This window comes from Hymenobacter jeongseonensis (assembly GCF_015694725.1).
GTDB classification, from domain to species: domain Bacteria; phylum Bacteroidota; class Bacteroidia; order Cytophagales; family Hymenobacteraceae; genus Hymenobacter; species Hymenobacter jeongseonensis.
The window spans coordinates 1-18489 of sequence record NZ_JADQDQ010000022.1; the positions used below are offsets into that span (position 1 = coordinate 1).

Below are 18489 nucleotides of genomic sequence, written 5' to 3' on the forward strand. Positions count from 1 at the left end.
GGAACTGGATGACAAAGCATCTAAAATCAGGCAAACCCTTTTGCACTGAATCAGCAGAGTTTACCATCAGACCCTTTGGCTAAACAGTCAAGAAAGAAGCCCAATACTGAGCCGGGCGTACCTTGGACGCACTTCGCCGCTGGTCTTTGCCCGATGGAAATCGACACGAACCCCCTGTTTTCGCAGCCCGCCAATGTCTTGCACATCACGACCCTGGACGCGGGGTGGCGGGACAAGGACACGGTGCTGCTGCACGCCTGCTTTCAACTGCTGACCGACTTTCTGGCCGAGGAGGCGCTCCTGCCCATTGACTGGGACGAATCGGCCGAGCACCGGCACGCCAAAGCGGAAATCGATGCCTTGACGGCGTGGTGGGCCCAGCGGGCCGCGGCCGAAGCGGCTGAGGTCGTGGACCCGATTTGGAGCCCGGGGCAGTACGAGACCGACAATCAAATGCTGGTGCGGCTCATCCAGGTAAGGCAGTATCTCTGGACCTGAAAACAGAGTAGCACACCTTTACCCTCTTTATCTTGAACCGCTACTTGTGGGCGCTCACCAGCCCAGCTAATAGAGCCTAAAGTTCAGAATGAGTTTACAAAACTCGTTCACCTTTCAAAGTTCACGAAACCCGGACTTGAGATGAGTTTCGTGAACTCCTTTTTCGTGAGTTCCTCTCGGACAAGTTGCTCCAGTCTATTCGCTGCGCTGGCTCATTAAAGCGCAATATTCGCTGCTGATGTAGCATTCCGTTTTAGGCAGGCTGTATCTTCGCCGTTATGCCCTCCTCTCCTACCGAAACCTCGCCCCTGAGCCTATTGCGCGAGCATTGGGGACATACGGCGTTCCGGCCGGGGCAGGAGGAAATCATCAATTCCGTCCTGAATGGGCACGACACGCTGGCGCTGCTGCCCACCGGGGGCGGCAAGAGCATCTGCTTCCAAGTGCCGGCTTTGGCGCGGCCGGGCATTTGCGTGGTGGTGTCGCCGCTCATTGCCTTGATGAAGGACCAAGTGGACAACCTGCGCAAGCGCGGGCTGAAGGCCGAGGCCATCTACGCGGGCATGAGCCACCAGGAAATCGACCACGCGCTGGATAATTGCGTGTACGGGCGCAGCGTGAAGTTCCTGTACGTCTCGCCCGAGCGGCTGCTCACGGAGCTGTTTCAGGTGCGGGTGGCCAAGATGAACGTGGGGCTACTGGCCATCGACGAAGCGCACTGCCTGTCGCAGTGGGGCTACGATTTCCGGCCGCCCTACCTGCGCATTGCCGAATTGCGCGAGAAGCTGCCGGCGGGTGTGCCGGTGATTGCCCTCACGGCCACGGCCACCGCCCAAGTGCAGGCCGACATCGTGGAGAAGCTCAAGTTTCGGGCGGGTCACGGCGTGTTTCGGCAAAGCTTTGCGCGGCCCAAGCTGTCGTACTCGGTGCTGCACACGGAGGACAAGCTGCGCCGGCTGCTGGAAGTGGTGCGCGGCGTGGGGCCCACCAAAACCGGCATCGTGTACGCCCGCACGCGCCGCCAGACCGAGGACACGGCCGCTTTCCTGCAGCAGCACAAGTTCTCGGCGGTGGCCTACCACGCGGGGCTGCCTTCGGAAAAGCGCACCCAGGTGCAGCAGGATTGGATTGCCGACAAAACCCGCCTCATTGTGGCCACCAATGCCTTTGGCATGGGCATAGACAAGCCCGACGTGCGCCTCGTGGTTCACCTCGATGCGCCCGACACGCTGGAGGCCTATTACCAGGAGGCCGGCCGGGCCGGGCGCGACGGCCAGTACGGTTTCGCGGTGCTGCTGGCCGGGCCCAACGATGCCGACGAGCTGCGCCGCCGCACCAACCAGTCGTTTCCGCCGCTCGATACGGTGCGGCGCGTGTACCAGGCGCTGGCCAACTACTCGCGCACGGCGGTGGGCGGCGGCGAGTTGGTCGCCTTCGAGTTCGACTTGCAGCAATTTGCCGAAACCTACCGCATCAAGGCCGTGGATGCGCACAACTCGCTGAAGATTTTGCAGCGCGAGGGCTTTGTGCAGCTCAACGAAGCGGTGAATACGCCGGCGCGGGTGCACCTCATCCTGAACCATCAGGATTTGTACGCTTTCCAAGTAGCCAATGCCCAGCACGACTTGCTGATAAAGTCCCTGCTGCGGCTGCACGGCGGCGAGCTGTTTGCCGATTTTCAGACCATTTCGGAGAATGCCGTGGCCACCCACCTGCGCCGCAGCGTGGTGGAGGTGCGCCAGCAGCTGCGCTACCTGCACACGGCCGGCATTCTGCACTACCAGCCCCGGCAGGAGTCGCCGCAGGCCCTGTTCACCACACCGCGCTTCGACGCGCCCAAGCTGCCCATCGACCAGGTGCGCATGACGGCGGCCCGCGACCTGGCCCGCCACAAAACCAACGCCGTGGGCCAGTATCTGAGCGGCACCCGCTGCCGACAGGTATTACTGCTCACGTATTTCGACGAAACCGACCCGGCCCGTTGCGGCGTGTGTGATATTTGCCTGGCCGATAAAAAAGCCGCGCAAGCCACGGCCGAAGCCCTTTCGCTGCGCGAGCCGGTGCTGGCGCACGTGCGCCAGGCGTCGCAGAGCCCGCGCGAGCTGTTGGCGGCTTTTGCTCCGCAGCAGGCCACGGCCGTCACGGCTACCGTGCGCGAACTCGTGGACCGCGGCGAGCTGGCTTATGCGCCCGATGGCAAGCTGCAACTCGCGCCTAAGCAAGGCTGAGTTCCGAAAGCTGGTTCGGATGCCCTGGCTAACTGGCGGCTTTTTCCGTCCTTGGCCTTATGAAATCTTTCCTTAATAACTTGCTACTGGCGGCGGCCCTGTCGGGTTTTGCTCTTGAAACGGACGCCCAACCCGTTGCCGCGCCGCCGGCTTGGGCCCAGAATGTGGTCTGGTATCAGATTTTTGTGGAGCGATTTGCCAACGGCGACCCCGCCAACGACCCCAAGCCCGAGAACATGAAGGCGGGTTCCTCGGCTGCTATTCCGGCCGATTGGCGCACCACGCCCTGGACGCACAACTGGTACGAACCCGATGCCTGGGCCAAAAAAGCCGGGCTCTCTTACAACGACAACATTGGCTTGCGGCGCTTCGGCGGCGATTTGCAGGGCATTTTCAACAAGCTCGATTACTTGCAGAAGCTGGGCATTACGGCCTTGTACCTGAACCCGATTAACGACGCGCCGTCGCTGCACAAGTACGACGCCCGCAGCTACCACCACGTCGATGTCAACTTTGGTCCTGACCCCGTGGGCGATGCCAAACTGATTGCCGCCGAAAACCCCGGCGATCCCGCCACTTGGGTGTGGACAGCCGCCGACCGGCAGTTTCTCAAGCTAGTGCAGGAAGTGCACCGCCGCGGCATGCGCATCATTCTGGATTACTCCTGGAACCACACCGGCACGCAGTTTTGGGCTTGGCAGGACATTGTGAAGAACCAGGAGAAGTCGCCGTTTCGGGAATGGTACGACGTGGTGACGTTTGACAATCCGGCCACGCCGCAGAACGAATTTGCCTATAAAGGCTGGGCCAATCTGGCGAGTCTGCCCGAAATCAAGAAGGTGGACGTGACCGGTGCACGGGTGAGCGGCCGGCCCTACGAAGGCACCCTCAACCCCGGCGCCAAGCAGCACGTGCTGGCCGTGACCAAGCGCTGGCTGGCCCCCGATGGCGACCCCAAAATGGGCATCGACGGCTACCGCCTCGACGTGGCCGACCAAGTGCCGATGGGCTTCTGGCGCGAGTACCACGCCTACGTGAAATCGGTGAAGCCCGAGGCGTATCTGGTGGGCGAAATCTGGTGGGAAAAATGGCCCAATAAGCTCATGGACCCCGTACCGTACGTGGATGCGGCGGGGATTTTCGATGCCGTGATGTTCTACCAGGTATATAAGCCCGCCCGCAGCTTTTTCGCGGCCCGCACCACCGACCATATTGACGCTGGGCAGTTGCGCGACAGCCTCCAATACCAGTGGAACCGCCTCACGCCGCCCACCCGCCGGGCCATGATGAACGTGAACGCCACCCACGATTCGCCCCGGCTGCTAACGTGCTTCTACAACCCCAGCCAGTACAAGTTCAAGGCCACGCCCCACGACAACCCGGCTTACAAGACCGGCCGGCCCGATGCCGAAACCTACCAGCGCGCCCGCCTCTATTTGCTGCACCAGTTCACCTCCGTGGGCTCGCCCCAAATCTGGAACGGCGAGGAAATGGGCATGTGGGGCTCCGACGACCCCGATTGCCGCAAACCACTCTGGTGGCCAGAATTCAAATTCGAGCCCGAAACCCGCGCCAACTACCAGCCCGGCCCCAAAAGCTACGACCCGGTGGGCTTCAACGCCGCGCACTTTGCCTACTACCAACAACTTATTAAACTGCGAAAAACGCACCCGGTGCTGGCTAGCGGTGAGTTGGAATTCCTGACGGCGGCGGGTAATACGTTGGCCTACCGGCGTTTTGATGCTAGGAATCCAGCCCAGCAAGTGGTGGTGGTGTTTAACATGGACAGCAAGCCGCTGACCTACAAATTGCCCAAAGCCGGTGCCTGGACCAATCTACTCACCGGCAAAGCGGCCACGGCGAGTGTGGTACTGCCGCCACTGAGCGGAATGGCGCTGAAGCAATAACCGCTTTTACAAAAAGCATGATAGCCAGCTGTATAATATTCTGTCATGTGGAGCGCAGCGAAGCATCTTATCGCCGCAGAACAATTCGTTGTGGCGTGATAAAATGCTTCGCTGCGCTCTGCTTGACAGGCTTATGCTAAACTAAATTCCGGCAGCCGTGTACGCCTGGAAGCCGCCTTCCAGGTTGCGCACATTGGTGAAGCCTTGCTGGGAGAGGTAGGCTTTGGCCGAGGCCGAGCGGCCGCCGCCTTTGCAATGCACAATGACTTCTTGGTCCTTCAGCTCGTCGAGGTCGTCGAGTTTGTCGGGTAGCGAATTGAGGGGGATATTTTGGGCGCCGGGAATGCGGCCTTCCTCGTGCTCCCAGGTTTCGCGCACGTCGATGATGGTGGGCGTTTCGCCGGCTTGCTGGCGCTGGTGGAGTTCGGCAGGGGTGATATCGGGCATGGGTGGAACGATGAAATGAATGAGAAAAATGGGTAGGCGAAAGTACGGCTGAACTATTCTTGGTTTGGTAATGAGCGAGTCGTTCGTCTCCCACGGTCGAGTTGTTATCTTTGTTACTTCCCCCTCACGTTACGTTTATTTATGAAACACTTTTTCACTTCTTTGTGCTTGGCACTGGCCCTTCTGCCGGCTGCCTTGAGTGCCCAAACAGTGCCGGCGATGCCCGCCGCCCCCCCTGCCAACCTGCAAGGCGCCGCCCTGCGCGATTGGTACCGCACCAACTGGTACGATGGCAAACGCACGGTGCTGGACTACGGCACGGCCCGCGGCCGGATGTACAACTACGTCGACAATTTCAACAACAAAGTAACCTGCGTGTACTCGGGCTATGCCGAGAACGTGCCCTACAGTGCCAGCAGCACCAACACGGGCGTGGTAAATGACATCAACTGCGAGCACACCATTCCGCAGTCGTGGTTCAACGAAGTCACGCGCATGCGCTCCGACATCCACCACCTCTACCCCACCCGCATCCAGTGGAACTCGGACCGTGGCTCCGACCCATTTGCCGACATTCCGGATGCCACCACCACCGGCTGGCTGCGCGGCACCACCCGCCTGACGAGTATCCCGACGAGCAACATCGACGAGTACAGCGAGGACACCAACGCGCAATTTGAGCCCCGCGAAGACCACAAGGGCAACTTGGCCCGCTCGGCGTTCTACTTCTACACCGTGCATGCCAACGAAAATTTCGACGCTAGCCGGGGTGTTATCACTGCCTTGGCCGACTTGGCTACGTTGTACCGCTGGCACTTGGCCGACCCCGTGGATGCCCACGAAATCGAGCGCAACAACCGCGTGGCCGCCGTGCAGGGCAACTTCAACCCCTATATCGCTTATCCAGCTACAGTAGCCACGGCCTGGGGCTTTGCTCCCGCTGGCTCCGCCTTTAGCTTCGCTACGGCAACCGGTAGCCTTGCCGAAGGCAACACCGGCACCAGCACCTACACTTTCACCCTGAACCTGAGTGCCGCCGCCACGGCTGCCACCACTATTCAGGTGAATGCAAGCGTCAACTCGACGGCCACCAGCGGCACCGACTTCACCTTCGCCTCCCCCACCATCGTTACCTTCCCAGCCGGCAGCACCACCCAAACGGTGACCCTGACCGTGACCGGCGACACTCAGCCCGAAGCCGATGAAACGGTGGTCCTGACCCTGACCAACCCCAGCACCGGCAACAGCGTGGGCACTCCGACCTCGCACACGCTCACCATCACCAACGACGACGGCCAGGCCCCAACCTTGGCATTTGCCGCCGCCGCGGGCAGCTTGGCCGAAGGCAACACCGGCACCGCCACCTACACCGCCAACGTGACGCTGACCAATGCCAGCAGCCTCACTTTCCCCATCACAGTGCCCGTGACCGTGGATGCCGCCGGCACCACCGCCACCAGCCCCACCGACTACACCCTCAACACGACCACGCTCACCTTCGCCAGCGCCACGGCTCTCACCCAGCCCGTCACCGTGACGGTGGTGGGCGACCTCGCGTACGAGCCCAGCGAAACCGTGCGCCTGCTGTTGGGCACGCCTTCGTCGGCCACCATCATTGCGGGTCCCAGTGCGCACATCCTCACCATCGTGAACGATGAGGCCGCTCCAGCCGGTGCCCCCTGCACCAAGCCCTACTTCTCGCAATACATCGAGTCGGGCACGAACAACACCAAAGTGCTGGAGATTTTTAACCCGACTACTGCGCCCATGCCGCTGGCCGGCAAAAGCGTGGCCTTGTACGCCAACGGCGTTACCGCGGCGCCCACCGCCACGCTGCAGCTCACGGGCACCCTGGCGCCCGGCGATGTGTACGTCATTGTGAATTCGGGCGTGACCGACGCGGCCGTGGCGGCGCAGGCCGATGTGCAAAGCAACGTGGGCTTTTTCAATGGCGACGACGCCATTGTGCTGCTGGACGGCACCGATACGCTGGACGTAATCGGCGTAGTGGGCCAGCGCCCCACAGAATGGACCGTGCCCAACGGCTCGACCCTGAACAACACCCTCGTTCGCCTGCCCAACGTGAGCCAGGGCGGCCGCTGGAATGGCCCCTACGGCAGCGCCACATGGTCGGCCCTGGGCACCGATAACTACACCGGGGTGGGCAGCTACACCAGCACGGCCTGCGCCATCGTTACGGGTACCCGCACGGCAGCAGTGCGCCGCAATACCCTCGAAATCTATCCAAACCCGGCTACCACCACGGTGCAGCTGCGTTTGCCGGGCCTGCTCGCGGCCCAGCCTGCTACAGTGGCCGTGCTCGATATGCTGGGCCGCCCCGTGCGCCAGCGCACCGCCAAGCTCAGCGCAACCGAAGCCGCTCAGCTCGACCTCCGTGGCTTGCCCGCCGGCATCTACGCCGTGCGCGTGACCTGCGCCGATATCGACTACACGGGCCGCGTAGTGGTGCAGTAATTACCTCCACTTCCAACGCCAAAAGCCCCGACCGTGCTACACGGTCGGGGCTTTTTTTGCCTAAATCTATAGACATTGAGAACGTCACAAGGGCTCATGAAAGTCAAAAGGACATTGCAGCGGGTTTTGAAGACCTTACTAAATGGCTTCGCTGCATGTGTTAATGATGCAGATGCGGATTTAAGCCATAATGGCTTCGTATTCTGCGTGATGGCGTTTCACAAAGCCAGCCATGAAGGTGCAGCTTGTTTTCACCTTCAGGTTGTTCTCCTTGGCGAAGGCCAAGCCGGCGCGGGCTAGCTCGTCGGCCACGCCCTGCCCGCGCAGTTGTTCATCAACAAAGGTGTGCGTGAAATCAATAACGCCATCGATGGGCCGGGAATACGCCAGTTCGGCATCAAGCCCCTTGCGAAGCGTGGTAAATTCCTGGTTCTGGGCGTCGTGCTCAATGGAATTGCTCATAACCTAAAATGCAAAATAGTAACGTGTGGGGAATGAAAATGAGCGGCGGCGGGCTTGAAATCGACCGGCACCGGCTGGTTTGCGTACAGGAAGAGAAAGCCGGGCTTGGCCCGTTCAACTCTTCCTTTCTTCTTTCCCATGAGTACGCAAAACACTCCCAATCCGCCGGACAACGATTTTCGCCCTGAAGACCAGCAGGAACGTGCTGCTTCGGCTCGCCCCAACCCGAACGACCCGATTCTGAACGCCCAGCGCCCCAACTACGGTGAGTTTGGCGGCATCAACCCCACCGATTCCACCAGCGGCCAGACCGGTTCGGCCGTGCCGACGGCGCAAGCGCCCGGCCGCGACGGCTCGAACGATAACCCAGACGAATTCAGCGAGTTCCGCAGCCGCGAAAAGGATGCCCGCGATGCTCCCGCCAACCCCGCCGACCAGCCCGGCCACGTGGAGCAGAACCAAGACCCCGCCGCCGTGCGTGCCACCCAAGGCGAGGACAACGACGAGCAACGTGCCGCCTGGGCCAAAGACGACCCCCGCTGGGCCGGTGGCGGCAGCCACAACACCCGCGACGAATCGGCTAGCACCGATACCCACAAGTAAGATTGCTAGCTTCTCACTGACACCTGATTAATTGCCTTTCTTATGTCTCCTGAAAATCAAGACCAGCCCGAACACATCAGCCAAGACCCCAACAGCGGCGATGGTGCTTCTACCTCCATGCTCGACGCGGCTACTTATGGCCAGGTCTTGGACGACAACAACTCCTCAGGCCAGGAAAAAGCCGATGAGATGGATGACTCGCTGCGCGTAGATACGCAGGCACTGAACGCCGCCGGCCCCGCGCCTGCCTCCGACGAAAACCTGCCCCGCGAGCTGACCAACCCCAGTGACCGGGCCTACACGCTGCCCGAAGAGCAGGAACCTAAATAGGCTTTCTGTTCCAGAAAAAAACGGCTTCCATCACCCGATGGAAGCCGTTTTGCGTTTGGCCGCGTGCTACTACCTTGCTTCGTGTATTTGAGACACCTTCGCAGTCTCCCACCATTTGCTACCGGCAGGCAAAAGGTGGGCCTGACGCGAAAAAGGACAAACAAAATATGGGCGCTGAAAGGCGAAATATTGGTCAAATCAATCTTGTATTTGTCGTAGAAAATTATTAACTTTTGGTAATCATGAGGCCTAAATAAATAGGCGCTCAGGCGTAGCCAGGGGTGTGAAAAGTGCGACCCACGCGGGCAATATCCTGCGGCGACCAGCTTTGGTCCAGAACTGATGATGCTGTTGCAATAGCGAAGTCGGGATTAACCCGTTTGTTTCCCTTTTTTCCTCATTTATCATGGATACGCAACTACCTTCCACGCCGCAGGCCTCCGAACAAGACCCCCAAGCTCCGAACCAAGTATTAGAACCTGCCGTTCCGGTAGCAACTAGCCCCGCTCCCACTCCAGTGGCGGCAGTTGTCACTACGCCCGAAGCTAGTATTGTTATTACTTCCGTAGTGGCGGCAGCTCCTGCCCCGGCACCAGTGGCTGCTGCCCCCGCGCCGGCACTTGCTGCCCTACCGGCGCCCGCCGCCCCAGTGGCTGCCGCTGTGCCAGGTGCCCCTGCTGCCCCCATGGCAGGTGCCAGCGCCAACTATGCTGAAATTGGCAATGTAGCGGCCCCAGCGCCGGCCGAAAACCTCACCAAATTGACATTTTCTATTCCCATAGAAATATCCGTTAGCACTCCCCTGCAGCCTAATAGCCAGGTTGCGGCACCGACCAACAGCATTCCAGCCCCTACTGCTGCTAACGAGGCCACTGATGCCGCCCCCGCCGGAAAGGGAGCTATTGGATTCCAGTACACCGCCAGAAACAGCACGCCTGCCGACCCCAGCAACCAAGCCACGCTACCCGAACAGCCAGGACAGCAATAAATATTTGGCTCCAGGCGCCAGCCAAGGTCCGGCCCTATGGGGGGTGCCCTTCGCTGGCGCATATCAGTTCGCAGCTACCATTTCCAGCCCGCCTGCGCGCCAGTGTACCAATTGCGACCCGGTGCGGGCTGGAAATACCGTCCGCCGAAGGCATTCAGGTCGTTGCCCAGGCTGTAGTTCCGGTCGATGGCGTTGTCGAGGCCCGCGTATAAGTTCAGTTCCAGATGGCCAACCAGCGTGCGCCGCCAGCCGCCGCGCGCGCCAAATACCCAGTAGCCGGGCGCTTTCTCAGAGTTGGCGTCGTTGAGCACCACGGGGGCTTGGTGGCTCAGGTTGGGGCTGAAATAAAAGCCGAGTTGCTCGCTGAAATCCAGGCCGGCGCTGAGCGTGTTGGGGGTGGTGCCGGTGAGGCGGTTGCCGCGCAGGTCCTGCCCGCCGCTGGCGTAGCGGCCGAAGCGAAAGTCGTTGTGGGCGTAGCTGGCCCAGGCGCGCAAACCGTATTCAGTCGTCTGGGCAGCGCCGGCGGCCGCTGTTGGCAGGGCTTGCTGCCATAACCAGCCGCTGACGGCCGCTTCGAGACCGCGCTGGGTGGTGCGGCCAGTGTTGCGAAATACAACCACGCCTTGGTCGGTGGTGCTGCTGACCACGGTTTCGCGCAGTCGGAAATCAAAGGCGTTCAGCTCGTACCGCAGGCGGTTGGCGAAGGCACTGCCCCGCACGCCCACTTCGTAACTGATGCCACGTTCGGCTTGCAAGCTCTGGTTCAGGCTGGCATCTGAGGGCCGGATTTCCTCGATGGTGGGCGGCGAAAAGCCCGTGCTCACGCTGGCATAGGCCGAAAGCGTCGGGCTGAATTCTTTGAGCAGGGCCACGCGCGGCGATACTTCGGGCCGGAAATTCCGGCTGAATTCGTAGGTGTTGGGCTGCGTGGCGGCGTTGTTCACTCGGGCAATGCGGTAGTGGAGGCGGTTGTAGCTGGCAGCCACGGTCAATAGGAAATCGGCGGGCAGGCTGTAGTCGGCCTGGGCGAAAACAAAGCCGGTGCTCGTCGTGATTTCATCGTCGTAGCGCAGCGGGCCGGGCGTGCCGGCGTTGTTCTGGTAGCTGCGGCCGTTAGCAAAGCTGCCTTGGTACTCGCCGCCACCCTGCAATCGGAGCACGCGGCCGGCCAGTGCCGTGCGGTAGCTCAGGGCCGAGCGGCCACCCGCGCCCACGGCCGTGTTGCGCTCATAATCCACCAGATACGGCGTGCGAATGGCCGTACCGCTGCCGTAAAGGATGGTTTGCAACTCCAGTTTGTCGGTGAGCCGATACTGGTGCGTGAGGCCGAGCAAGCCGTAGCGCGAGGCGTAGAAAGCCCGCTGCGCCACCGTGCCGGGCGCAGTAGCCGTACCCGGCCGCGCCTGCCGCGGGTTGGCCGCAAACTGCGCCCGGGTGAGGCCGCCCGGCAGTTCGTAGTTGATATCGGTGTAGAGAAGATGGGCCGCCAGCGTGGTTTTGGGTGAGGCCACGGAACGTACATCCAACGCGAAAACGTCGCGCCTCAGGGCGCTTTGCTCGCGGTATCCGTCCAGTTCTTGGTGAGCGTATTGGGCACGCACGCTGCTGGTGGCGCTGCCCGTTTCAGCCGTGATGGTGCTACGGCGCAAGCCAAAGCTGCCCACCGTGGCGCCCACGGCTGCCCGGCTGGTGCCGGGCGCCACCTCCGGCGTGCCAAATAGGGCCACGCCGCCCGTGCCTGCGCCGTACACGCTGCCGGCCGGTCCTTTCAACACCTCCAGCCGCCCGATAATGGCGGGGTCCAGCAGGTTGAGCGGGGTGCTGCCGCTGGCTTCGGTGAAGGGGATGCCATTGTAGTACACCTTCACGTTGCGCACGCCAAAGGGCGAACGCAGCGTGCTGCCCCGAATACTGAGGCGGTAGCTGGCCGTGGCCCGCTCCTCAAGCCGCACGCCGGGCAGCGTGTTCACGGCTTGCGTGAGGGCAGCGGGGTTGAATTGCTGAATGACGCGGGCATCAATCACGCCGATGGCAGCGGCTGTGCGGCGCAGGGGCAACTGCTGGCCGTAGCCCGTCACGGTGGCTTCGGGCAGGGCCACAGCGCGGGTGGTATCGGCAGGAGTTTGGGCGAAAGCCTGCAGCTGCAGCAGCGCCAGTAGCAAGAAAAGTATGGGGTAACGAAGGGGCATGAACGTGGGAACAGACGCGTGACGAGGCAGACCAGCGGAGTACGCGAATTGTTGCTGGGCAACGGATTTTCTGGCAACTTTTTGCATTTCAGCCTTCGTGCCTGGCTCTCATCGCCCTGCAAAGACTACAGCGACGAAGCGGGTTGCCAACGGCTGCTGTCCACTTTTAATTTATCGATAAAAGGGTTAAATTGATGTAGTAATAAATAACACTAATCACCTCATCTATAACACCTTGCCATGATAGCCGAAGAAACCATTTCGCAGCTGGCGACTGACCTGCGGGGCAGGTTGGTGGAGCCACACCACGCCGAGTACGACGCGTGCCGCCGTGTGCACAACGGCATGATTGACAAGCGCCCGGCCGCCATTGCCTATTGCGCCGACGTGGCCGACGTGATGGCGTGCGTGAACTACGCCCGCGAGCACCACCTGTTGGTGGCCGTGCGCGGCGGCGGGCACAGCGCCGCCGGCATGGGCCTGTGCGACGAGGGGCTGGTGATTGACTTGTCGCAGCTGAACGGGGTGCATGTGGACCCCGACACCAAAACCGTGCGGGTGGAGGGCGGCTGCACGCTCGGCCAGCTCGACCACGTAACGCACGCTTTCGGCGTGATGGTGCCGAGCGGCATCATCTCGACCACCGGCGTGGGCGGCATCACGCTGGGCGGCGGGCTGGGGCATTTCACCCGCCAGTGCGGGTTGTCAATTGATAATTTACTGGAAGCCGACGTGGTGCTGGCCGACGGCCAGCTGGTAAAGGCTTCGGCCGAGGAAAATGCGGACTTGTTCTGGGCCCTGCGCGGCGGCGGCGGCAACTTTGGCATCGTCACCTCCTTTCTGTTTCGGTCGCACCCCATCAGCACGGTGCAGGCCGGGCCCATGCTCTGGGAGCTGCGCGACGCCCCCGCCGTGATGCGCTGGTACCGCGACTTCATCAAAACCGCGCCGGATGAGCTTGGCGGCTTTGCGGCCTTCCTCACGGTGCCGCCGGGGCCACCCTTCCCCGAGCACCTGCACCTGAAAAAGATGTTCGGCGTTGTGTGGAACTACACCGGCGCGCCGGACAAGGCGGAAGTTGAGTTTACGCACATCCGCAAAGCCTACCCGCCGGCCCTCGACCTGGTGGGGCCGCTACCCGTGCCGGCCCTGCAAGGCATGTTCGACGCGCTGGTGCCTCCCGGCTATCAGTATTATTGGAAGGCCGATTTCGTGAATGAGCTCAGCGACCAGGCCATCGACATCCACCTGCATTTTGCCGAGCTGCTGCCGACTCCGCTGTGCACCATGCACCTATACCCCATCAACGGGGCGGCGGCGCGCGTGGCCCCTGATGCCACCGCTTGGGCCTACCGCAACACCACGTGGTCGATGGTTATCCTGGGCGTAGACCCGGACCCGGCCAACAACGGCAAGTTCACGTCCTGGGCCAAAGAGTACTGGCAGGCGCTGCATTCGTATGGCGCCGGGGGTGCGTACGTCAACTTCATGATGGACGAAGGCACCGACCGCGTGAAGGCCACCTACGGCGACAACTACCCGCGCCTGGTGGAAATCAAATCCAAATACGACCCGCACAACCTGTTCCATGTCAACCAGAACATTGTGCCGCATAGCGATGGTGTGCCCCTAGGCTAACGTTGGCCTGCCCGCGCAGCAACCCGCCGTTTCTCTTCGGAGCGGCGGGTTTTTTCTGCGTTTTGTCGAACAATTTTCTGTAGAGAGGCAATATTTTGCATCTCCTTGCCCGCACCGTTCGCAGTTTGTAGTTCAGGCGGGAGACGCAAAATATTGCGTCTCTACATTCGTTCTGGCGCATCACTCTAGGATAAGCCGCGAATACTCTTCTGTAGAATAATGAACTTCTACCCACCCCGCCACCACCGGCGCAAGTTGCTGTTTCCGCCGGGCCTGCTGGCGCTGGCGGGGCTGCTGTGGCTGGGGTGCTTTTATATCCGCCAAGATTCACGGTTGAAAAGAGCCACAGTTCTCCAATTGACAGTACCTGAGCTGGATGAAGTTTATTTTGGTCACCCATTAACGGTACGTTATTTGGCTGGCATGCGTCAATGGCATACATTCAAGTTGATTGGAGTCACTTCATCAGATTTGATTACAGTACGCCAAGTTATAAGTTGTCTACCAACCTTATACAGTTCCCAAGATTCTATTCAAGGCGTGAAAGTTACGTTTGGCAGAAACTCAAAATACTCCGATTTGATACATATCCTTAGTGCCCTAAATCAAGCAGAGATAAATCGGTTTGCCTTTGAAACAAGAACCTCTCTACCGATTCTTTACATCATTGAAAATAGCTCTAGACGTTACGTTTTGCCACCTAAGTAATGAGAAATGCAATTTCTGTTAGCCCATTCCTGACACGCTTTCTTTACAGTTCATCTGCTTTGCTGGCCTTATCAACGTTCTGTTGATTCTGATTGCTAAGCCCCTTACATGCCTGCCCTCCCGCCCGACCTGCGCAAAGCCCTTTTCCAGCTTCCCGAAAAAGAAAAAGACCAACTCCTGGCCCGCCTCGTCGCCCTCGACCCAGTCCTGACCGAGCAGCTAGCTTACCGCCTACTGGAAGGCCCCGACGCACTGGAAACTCGCCGCGCCGTGCTGCGTGCCCAAGTCGACGACCCCGTGCGGGGCTTCCACCAAACGCCCAACGACTTGCTGGTGATTCTGCGGCAGTTGCAGGCGCGGCTGGCTTACCACACCCGGATTACCGAAGACGTTTTTGGGGAGATAGAACTGAGCTGGCGCCTCCTGGCCAACGTGTTTCGGCACCAGGCCGCCGTCACGGCGCGGCTGCACGGCCCCACGCAGCCGCTGCTCCAGCACCTCACCAAGCGCACCCACGAGGCCCTGAAGCAAACCGCCCGCCTGCACGAAGACTACCACCTGGAACTGGCCGCGACTGCCAACACCGTGTTGGCCGCGCTGTGGCAGTCGGGCGCGGCGCCGCTGGCCCGGGAAGCCGGATTGCCGAGGACTTTGGGCGGGTAAAGAGGGCGCAGTAGCGTGGACTCTGCGAGTCCGCGTTCTGGTTGTGCCGTTCGCGTCTCCTTCTGGCGGGCGCGGACTCGCAGAGTCCACGCTACTTACAGCGCCCGAAAAGATATGGGCATCGTCAACGTCACCCACACGGGCTGGCCGCCGATTTTGCCGGGGTTCCACCAAGGCATTAGGCGCACCAGGCGCAGCGCTTCTTCATCGAGGCCAGCCCCGAGGCCGCGCACCACCCGCGGGTTATGCAGCCGGCCTTCGGGGTCGACGGTGAACGTGAGGTAAACCTTACCCGACAGGCTTCGGTCGAGGGCAGCCGTTGGGTAATTGAGCCGGCTGGCCAGAAACGTTAGCAGGGCCCTATCGCCGCCGGGGAAAGTCGGCATTTCATCGGCGGTGAAGTACACGAGGGGCGCCGTGGGGCCGGGGCGGACCACTCCCCCAGGTTCGGGCACCGGCACTGTGGAGGCAACTGCAGCCGTTTGCGCGCTGGCGCGTTCAACCATTGCCGTTAGTAGTACGCCGGCTGAAACAAGGTATCGGAGCATGCGCCTGGGAGGGATAAAATTCTACGGCACAAATCTAACGGCCGCCCGTAAGCGCCGGGACTCCTTAGAATTACCCTTGCGTTGTGCTTGTGTTGGCCACCAGTTCAGCACCGAGCTGGTGGCGCCGAAGATATCCTTTCAGGCTCAAAGGCAGTACAACAAGCACGCCCGTTTTACTCGTCTTTCCTTCCTACTTCCCATTGCCATGTCCAGCACTCCCGGCCCCCATGCCCAGCGCCCGCCCCAGCTTTCTGAACACGACCTACGCCAAGCCCTCACCGAATTAGACACCAAAATCCAGACCCTGCACAACCGCGTCCACGCCACCGCCGCGGGGTCGCCCAACACGTACCAGGCCCACGCCGAGGCCTTGGAAGCCAAGCGTGCGCGCCTGGCCGAACAACTTGCGCAGTTCCCTACGCCCGCCGACGGCTCGGAGCCGAGCGTGTGGGCGCAGGTCCGGCAAGGAATTGAGCATTTGAGGGAGGATTTGCGAAAATTGCTGTAGCGCTTTTTTCTGCCTAATAAAGCCGTAACCCCCTGACTACTGTCTGCGTTTCAGTGGTGCAGGCCGAAGAAGAAAGACGGCTCGCCCCAACCTCGCTTTCCGCCTTTATTTTATTTCTTCAGCCATTATCACCATGAAAAAGCTGCTTCTCCTCCTGCTATTCCCCTTCCTGGCTTCCTCGGCCAGCTTCGCTCAAGACCCCAGCAAAAAGCGCTTGAAAGCCAAGCACCATTACGTGCACGCTTCCGAATCCTCGAAAGGCCGCACGTCAAAGGCGCGTTTCAGACCCGAGAACAACGTTCGCCCAACCCTCGACCTGAACCCCAAACGGCTGGAAAAATTCAAAACCGCCAAAGCCCCGAAGCCCTACACGTGGTCTAAAGGATACTAAAAAAGGGCCGCTGCTTCTCTGGAAGCAGCGGCCCTTTTTTCGTTTACTGTTTCCGGGCCTTAAGCGGGCTCGCGGAAGCCCACCCAGGTGAAGCGCTTGATAACGAACTCCGGATTGGTGAAGCTAGCGTTGCCGGCGGGGTTGCCCCCGGTCACGTGGAAGTCGGAAAAACCCGCGTTCTGGTTCACGTAGATGCCACCGGTGAGGTTGAAGCTGACGGGCGTGCCGGCCAGGCTCATCTCGTCCATAATCTGCTCCTTGATGGCCGTGTCGGTGGTGTACGCGCCGCAGGAAATAGCACCGTGCTCGCGGGCCAGTTGGGCCGCCAGCCGAATGCTCTCCTGGGTATCCTTGGTTTTGATGACCAGCATGATGGGACCAAAAAGCTCCTGGCTGTACTGCTCTACGCGGCTGGCGTCTACCTCGAAAATGCTGGGGGAACAGGTGCGGGCATTTTTGAACGTTGCATTATCCACGGTGCTGTGGGCCAGAATGCTGCGGCCGCCGTCGAAGGACAGCTGCTTCACTCGCTCGTGAGTGGCGGGGTTCTGAATGGCGCCCAGCACGTGCGCGCCGGCTTTGGGGTTGGTGGCCAGGCCCGTTACGGCAGCCGACAGCTTTTGCACCACTTCCTCGTAGGGCACTTGCGTGTCGCCCACCTTCACGCCCGTAGCGGGAATGAAGAAGTTCTGAGGCGCCGTGCACATCTGCCCCGAATAGAGACTCACGGAGAAAGCCAGGTTCTGGGCCACTTTGTCGAGGTCGTTGCAGCTGTCGATGATGATGCTGTTGACGCCGGTTTTCTCGGTGAATACCGTTTTGCCTTTCAGGCTCTCCACGTACTCGCCAAACTGCGAGCCGCCGGTGTAGTCAATCAGCTTGATGGCGGGGTCTTCGGCCAGCTCTTTGGTGATGAGGTGGTCGTCGGCGTCCACGCCCAGCTGGCAGATGTTGGGGTTCAGGCCGTGCTCTTTCAGTACTTTTTGCACCTCGGCCACCACAATGGCGATGGGCAGTACCGCCTTGGGATGGGGCTTGATGATGGTGGGGTTGCCGGTCACGAGCGAGGCAAACATGCCGGGCACCGTGTTCCAGGTTGGGAAGGTGGAGCAACCGATGACGAGGGCCAGGCCCTTGGGCACGGCGCGCCAGGTTTTGTGCAGGCTGATGCTGTACTTGCCCATGGGCTTCTCCCAGCGGGTTTCTTCGGGGAAGCGGGTTTGCTCCTCGTAGCCGGCCGCGATGGCCTCCAGAGCGCGGTCGGCGGCGTGGGGGCCGCTGGCCTGAAACGACATCATGTAGGCCTGCCCCGTGGTGTGCATGGTGGCGTAGGCGATTTCAAAGAAGCGGCTCTTCATGCCTTCCAGGGCCTCGGTGAGCAGGGCCGCGCGCAGGGCCGGCTTCACCTTGCGCCACTCCGCAAACGTCTCTTGGGCGTTGGCAACGAGCGTGGCGGGCGAGTAGAACGGGTATTTGATGTCGAGCGAAACCTGCTCGTAGGGCGACTCTTCCTGGCCGGCCCAGCCTTCGGGCTCGCCCTGCTGCAACTCGGCAAAATGCTGGCCGCGCATGGCGGCGAACTTCTCGCGGCCTTGGGCATCGGCGTCGGCCCCGTAAATGTCGGGCGACGGGTTTTCGGGGAAAGCGGCGAAGAAGGTGCGCCCGTGCAGGGCCTGCACAGCGGCGTCGAGGGTAGCTTGGTGCTTGGCAATCATCGTGGGTGGGAAGTAATCAGAAAGATGACGGTTGAACGGCCCAATTGCCGCACCGCAAGTTACAGCCCGCCGCCTAACTCGGCCGCCAAGCAGCCCAACAAGCGTGCTTCAAACCGGTCGCTTTGCAGTGTTTAGCCGGGCCCAAAAACTCTTTTAGCCAGTGATTTCCCTTGTTCCGCGACTTTTAATAA

At 60.9% G+C, this 18489-nt stretch carries 17 protein-coding genes; 12 read left to right on the plus strand and 5 right to left on the minus strand.

The window, feature by feature from the left end:
• The first annotated feature begins 153 nt into the window (after positions 1 to 153).
• The 3 genes from I2I05_RS21130 (at position 154) to I2I05_RS21140 (ending at position 4633) form a co-directional block, all read left to right on the plus strand.
• Positions 154 to 498: a hypothetical protein gene (locus tag I2I05_RS21130; protein ID WP_196284259.1), complete on the plus strand. Its 345-nt coding sequence runs from the start codon at positions 154 to 156 to the stop codon at positions 496 to 498.
• A gap of 278 nt (positions 499 to 776) precedes the next feature.
• Entirely contained in the window at positions 777 to 2726 is a 1950-nt protein-coding gene (locus tag I2I05_RS21135) for a RecQ family ATP-dependent DNA helicase (protein WP_196284260.1), read from the plus strand.
• Positions 2727 to 2785: 59 nt separating this feature from the next.
• Positions 2786 to 4633, plus strand: a complete 1848-nt coding sequence (locus tag I2I05_RS21140; RefSeq protein WP_196284261.1) for a glycoside hydrolase family 13 protein — start codon at positions 2786 to 2788, stop codon at positions 4631 to 4633.
• Between the two features lie 141 nt (positions 4634 to 4774).
• Here the strand turns inward: I2I05_RS21140 and I2I05_RS21145 are convergent, their stop codons facing one another.
• Positions 4775 to 5080, minus strand: a complete 306-nt coding sequence (locus I2I05_RS21145) for a rhodanese-like domain-containing protein (protein ID WP_196284262.1) — start codon at positions 5078 to 5080, stop codon at positions 4775 to 4777.
• A gap of 141 nt (positions 5081 to 5221) precedes the next feature.
• On the opposite strand from I2I05_RS21145, the gene I2I05_RS21150 reads away from it, so the two are divergent.
• The gene (locus I2I05_RS21150; RefSeq protein ID WP_196284263.1) at positions 5222 to 7555 is read left to right on the plus strand and encodes an endonuclease; all 2334 of its coding nucleotides are present in this window, start codon (positions 5222 to 5224) and stop codon (positions 7553 to 7555) included.
• Positions 7556 to 7735: 180 nt separating this feature from the next.
• Here I2I05_RS21150 and I2I05_RS21155 read toward each other — a convergent pair whose 3' ends face one another.
• Entirely contained in the window at positions 7736 to 8017 is a 282-nt protein-coding gene (locus I2I05_RS21155) for a GNAT family N-acetyltransferase (protein ID WP_196284264.1), read from the minus strand.
• 138 nt (positions 8018 to 8155) lie between these two features.
• Between I2I05_RS21155 and I2I05_RS21160 the strand changes: the two genes are divergently transcribed.
• The 3 genes from I2I05_RS21160 (at position 8156) to I2I05_RS21170 (ending at position 9938) form a co-directional block, all read left to right on the plus strand.
• Positions 8156 to 8620: a hypothetical protein gene (locus I2I05_RS21160; protein WP_196284265.1), complete on the plus strand. Its 465-nt coding sequence runs from the start codon at positions 8156 to 8158 to the stop codon at positions 8618 to 8620.
• A gap of 42 nt (positions 8621 to 8662) precedes the next feature.
• On the plus strand, positions 8663 to 8950 hold the full coding sequence (locus tag I2I05_RS21165; protein ID WP_196284266.1) for a hypothetical protein: 288 nt from the start codon (positions 8663 to 8665) through the stop codon (positions 8948 to 8950).
• A gap of 406 nt (positions 8951 to 9356) precedes the next feature.
• Entirely contained in the window at positions 9357 to 9938 is a 582-nt protein-coding gene (locus tag I2I05_RS21170; protein ID WP_196284267.1) for a hypothetical protein, read from the plus strand.
• A gap of 74 nt (positions 9939 to 10012) precedes the next feature.
• Here the strand turns inward: I2I05_RS21170 and I2I05_RS21175 are convergent, their stop codons facing one another.
• Positions 10013 to 12127 carry a TonB-dependent receptor family protein gene (locus I2I05_RS21175; protein ID WP_196284268.1) on the minus strand — a complete coding sequence of 705 codons (2115 nt, stop codon included), beginning with the start codon at positions 12125 to 12127 and terminating at the stop codon, positions 10013 to 10015.
• 240 nt (positions 12128 to 12367) lie between these two features.
• Between I2I05_RS21175 and I2I05_RS21180 the strand changes: the two genes are divergently transcribed.
• The 3 genes from I2I05_RS21180 (at position 12368) to I2I05_RS21190 (ending at position 15136) form a co-directional block, all read left to right on the plus strand.
• Complete coding sequence (locus I2I05_RS21180; RefSeq protein ID WP_196284269.1) at positions 12368 to 13765, plus strand: FAD-binding oxidoreductase; 1398 nt, start codon at positions 12368 to 12370, stop codon at positions 13763 to 13765.
• Between the two features lie 219 nt (positions 13766 to 13984).
• On the plus strand, positions 13985 to 14473 hold the full coding sequence (locus I2I05_RS21185) for a hypothetical protein (RefSeq protein ID WP_196284270.1): 489 nt from the start codon (positions 13985 to 13987) through the stop codon (positions 14471 to 14473).
• Between the two features lie 108 nt (positions 14474 to 14581).
• Positions 14582 to 15136 (plus strand): hypothetical protein, encoded by a 555-nt coding sequence (locus I2I05_RS21190; RefSeq protein ID WP_196284271.1) that lies wholly within the window; start codon positions 14582 to 14584, stop codon positions 15134 to 15136.
• A gap of 95 nt (positions 15137 to 15231) precedes the next feature.
• Here I2I05_RS21190 and I2I05_RS21195 read toward each other — a convergent pair whose 3' ends face one another.
• Positions 15232 to 15684 (minus strand): energy transducer TonB, encoded by a 453-nt coding sequence (locus I2I05_RS21195; RefSeq protein ID WP_196284272.1) that lies wholly within the window; start codon positions 15682 to 15684, stop codon positions 15232 to 15234.
• 205 nt (positions 15685 to 15889) lie between these two features.
• Here I2I05_RS21195 and I2I05_RS21200 point away from each other — a divergent pair, with 205 nt between their 5' ends.
• Both I2I05_RS21200 and I2I05_RS21205 read left to right on the plus strand, forming a co-directional pair.
• Complete coding sequence (locus I2I05_RS21200) at positions 15890 to 16192, plus strand: hypothetical protein (protein WP_196284273.1); 303 nt, start codon at positions 15890 to 15892, stop codon at positions 16190 to 16192.
• 133 nt (positions 16193 to 16325) lie between these two features.
• Complete coding sequence (locus tag I2I05_RS21205) at positions 16326 to 16583, plus strand: hypothetical protein (RefSeq protein WP_196284274.1); 258 nt, start codon at positions 16326 to 16328, stop codon at positions 16581 to 16583.
• A 59-nt stretch (positions 16584 to 16642) separates the two neighbouring features.
• Here the strand turns inward: I2I05_RS21205 and paaN are convergent, their stop codons facing one another.
• The gene (paaN, locus tag I2I05_RS21210; RefSeq protein ID WP_196284275.1) at positions 16643 to 18298 is read right to left on the minus strand and encodes a phenylacetic acid degradation protein PaaN; all 1656 of its coding nucleotides are present in this window, start codon (positions 18296 to 18298) and stop codon (positions 16643 to 16645) included.
• Between the last annotated feature and the right edge of the window lie 191 nt (positions 18299 to 18489).

Excerpts from the sequence above, each read along its gene's own strand:
- I2I05_RS21130 (WP_196284259.1), top strand. The coding sequence starts at position 154 with ATGGAAATCGACACGAACCCCCTGTTTTCGCAGCCCGCCAATGTCTTG.
- I2I05_RS21135 (WP_196284260.1), top strand. The coding sequence starts at position 777 with ATGCCCTCCTCTCCTACCGAAACCTCGCCCCTGAGCCTATTGCGCGAG.
- I2I05_RS21140 (WP_196284261.1), top strand. The coding sequence starts at position 2,786 with ATGAAATCTTTCCTTAATAACTTGCTACTGGCGGCGGCCCTGTCGGGT.
- I2I05_RS21145 (WP_196284262.1), bottom strand. The coding sequence starts at position 5,080 with ATGCCCGATATCACCCCTGCCGAACTCCACCAGCGCCAGCAAGCCGGC.
- I2I05_RS21150 (WP_196284263.1), top strand. The coding sequence starts at position 5,222 with ATGAAACACTTTTTCACTTCTTTGTGCTTGGCACTGGCCCTTCTGCCG.
- I2I05_RS21155 (WP_196284264.1), bottom strand. The coding sequence starts at position 8,017 with ATGAGCAATTCCATTGAGCACGACGCCCAGAACCAGGAATTTACCACG.
- I2I05_RS21160 (WP_196284265.1), top strand. The coding sequence starts at position 8,156 with ATGAGTACGCAAAACACTCCCAATCCGCCGGACAACGATTTTCGCCCT.
- I2I05_RS21165 (WP_196284266.1), top strand. The coding sequence starts at position 8,663 with ATGTCTCCTGAAAATCAAGACCAGCCCGAACACATCAGCCAAGACCCC.
- I2I05_RS21170 (WP_196284267.1), top strand. The coding sequence starts at position 9,357 with ATGGATACGCAACTACCTTCCACGCCGCAGGCCTCCGAACAAGACCCC.
- I2I05_RS21175 (WP_196284268.1), bottom strand. The coding sequence starts at position 12,127 with ATGCCCCTTCGTTACCCCATACTTTTCTTGCTACTGGCGCTGCTGCAG.
- I2I05_RS21180 (WP_196284269.1), top strand. The coding sequence starts at position 12,368 with ATGATAGCCGAAGAAACCATTTCGCAGCTGGCGACTGACCTGCGGGGC.
- I2I05_RS21185 (WP_196284270.1), top strand. The coding sequence starts at position 13,985 with ATGAACTTCTACCCACCCCGCCACCACCGGCGCAAGTTGCTGTTTCCG.
- I2I05_RS21190 (WP_196284271.1), top strand. The coding sequence starts at position 14,582 with ATGCCTGCCCTCCCGCCCGACCTGCGCAAAGCCCTTTTCCAGCTTCCC.
- I2I05_RS21195 (WP_196284272.1), bottom strand. The coding sequence starts at position 15,684 with ATGCTCCGATACCTTGTTTCAGCCGGCGTACTACTAACGGCAATGGTT.
- I2I05_RS21200 (WP_196284273.1), top strand. The coding sequence starts at position 15,890 with ATGTCCAGCACTCCCGGCCCCCATGCCCAGCGCCCGCCCCAGCTTTCT.
- I2I05_RS21205 (WP_196284274.1), top strand. The coding sequence starts at position 16,326 with ATGAAAAAGCTGCTTCTCCTCCTGCTATTCCCCTTCCTGGCTTCCTCG.
- paaN (WP_196284275.1), bottom strand. The coding sequence starts at position 18,298 with ATGATTGCCAAGCACCAAGCTACCCTCGACGCCGCTGTGCAGGCCCTG.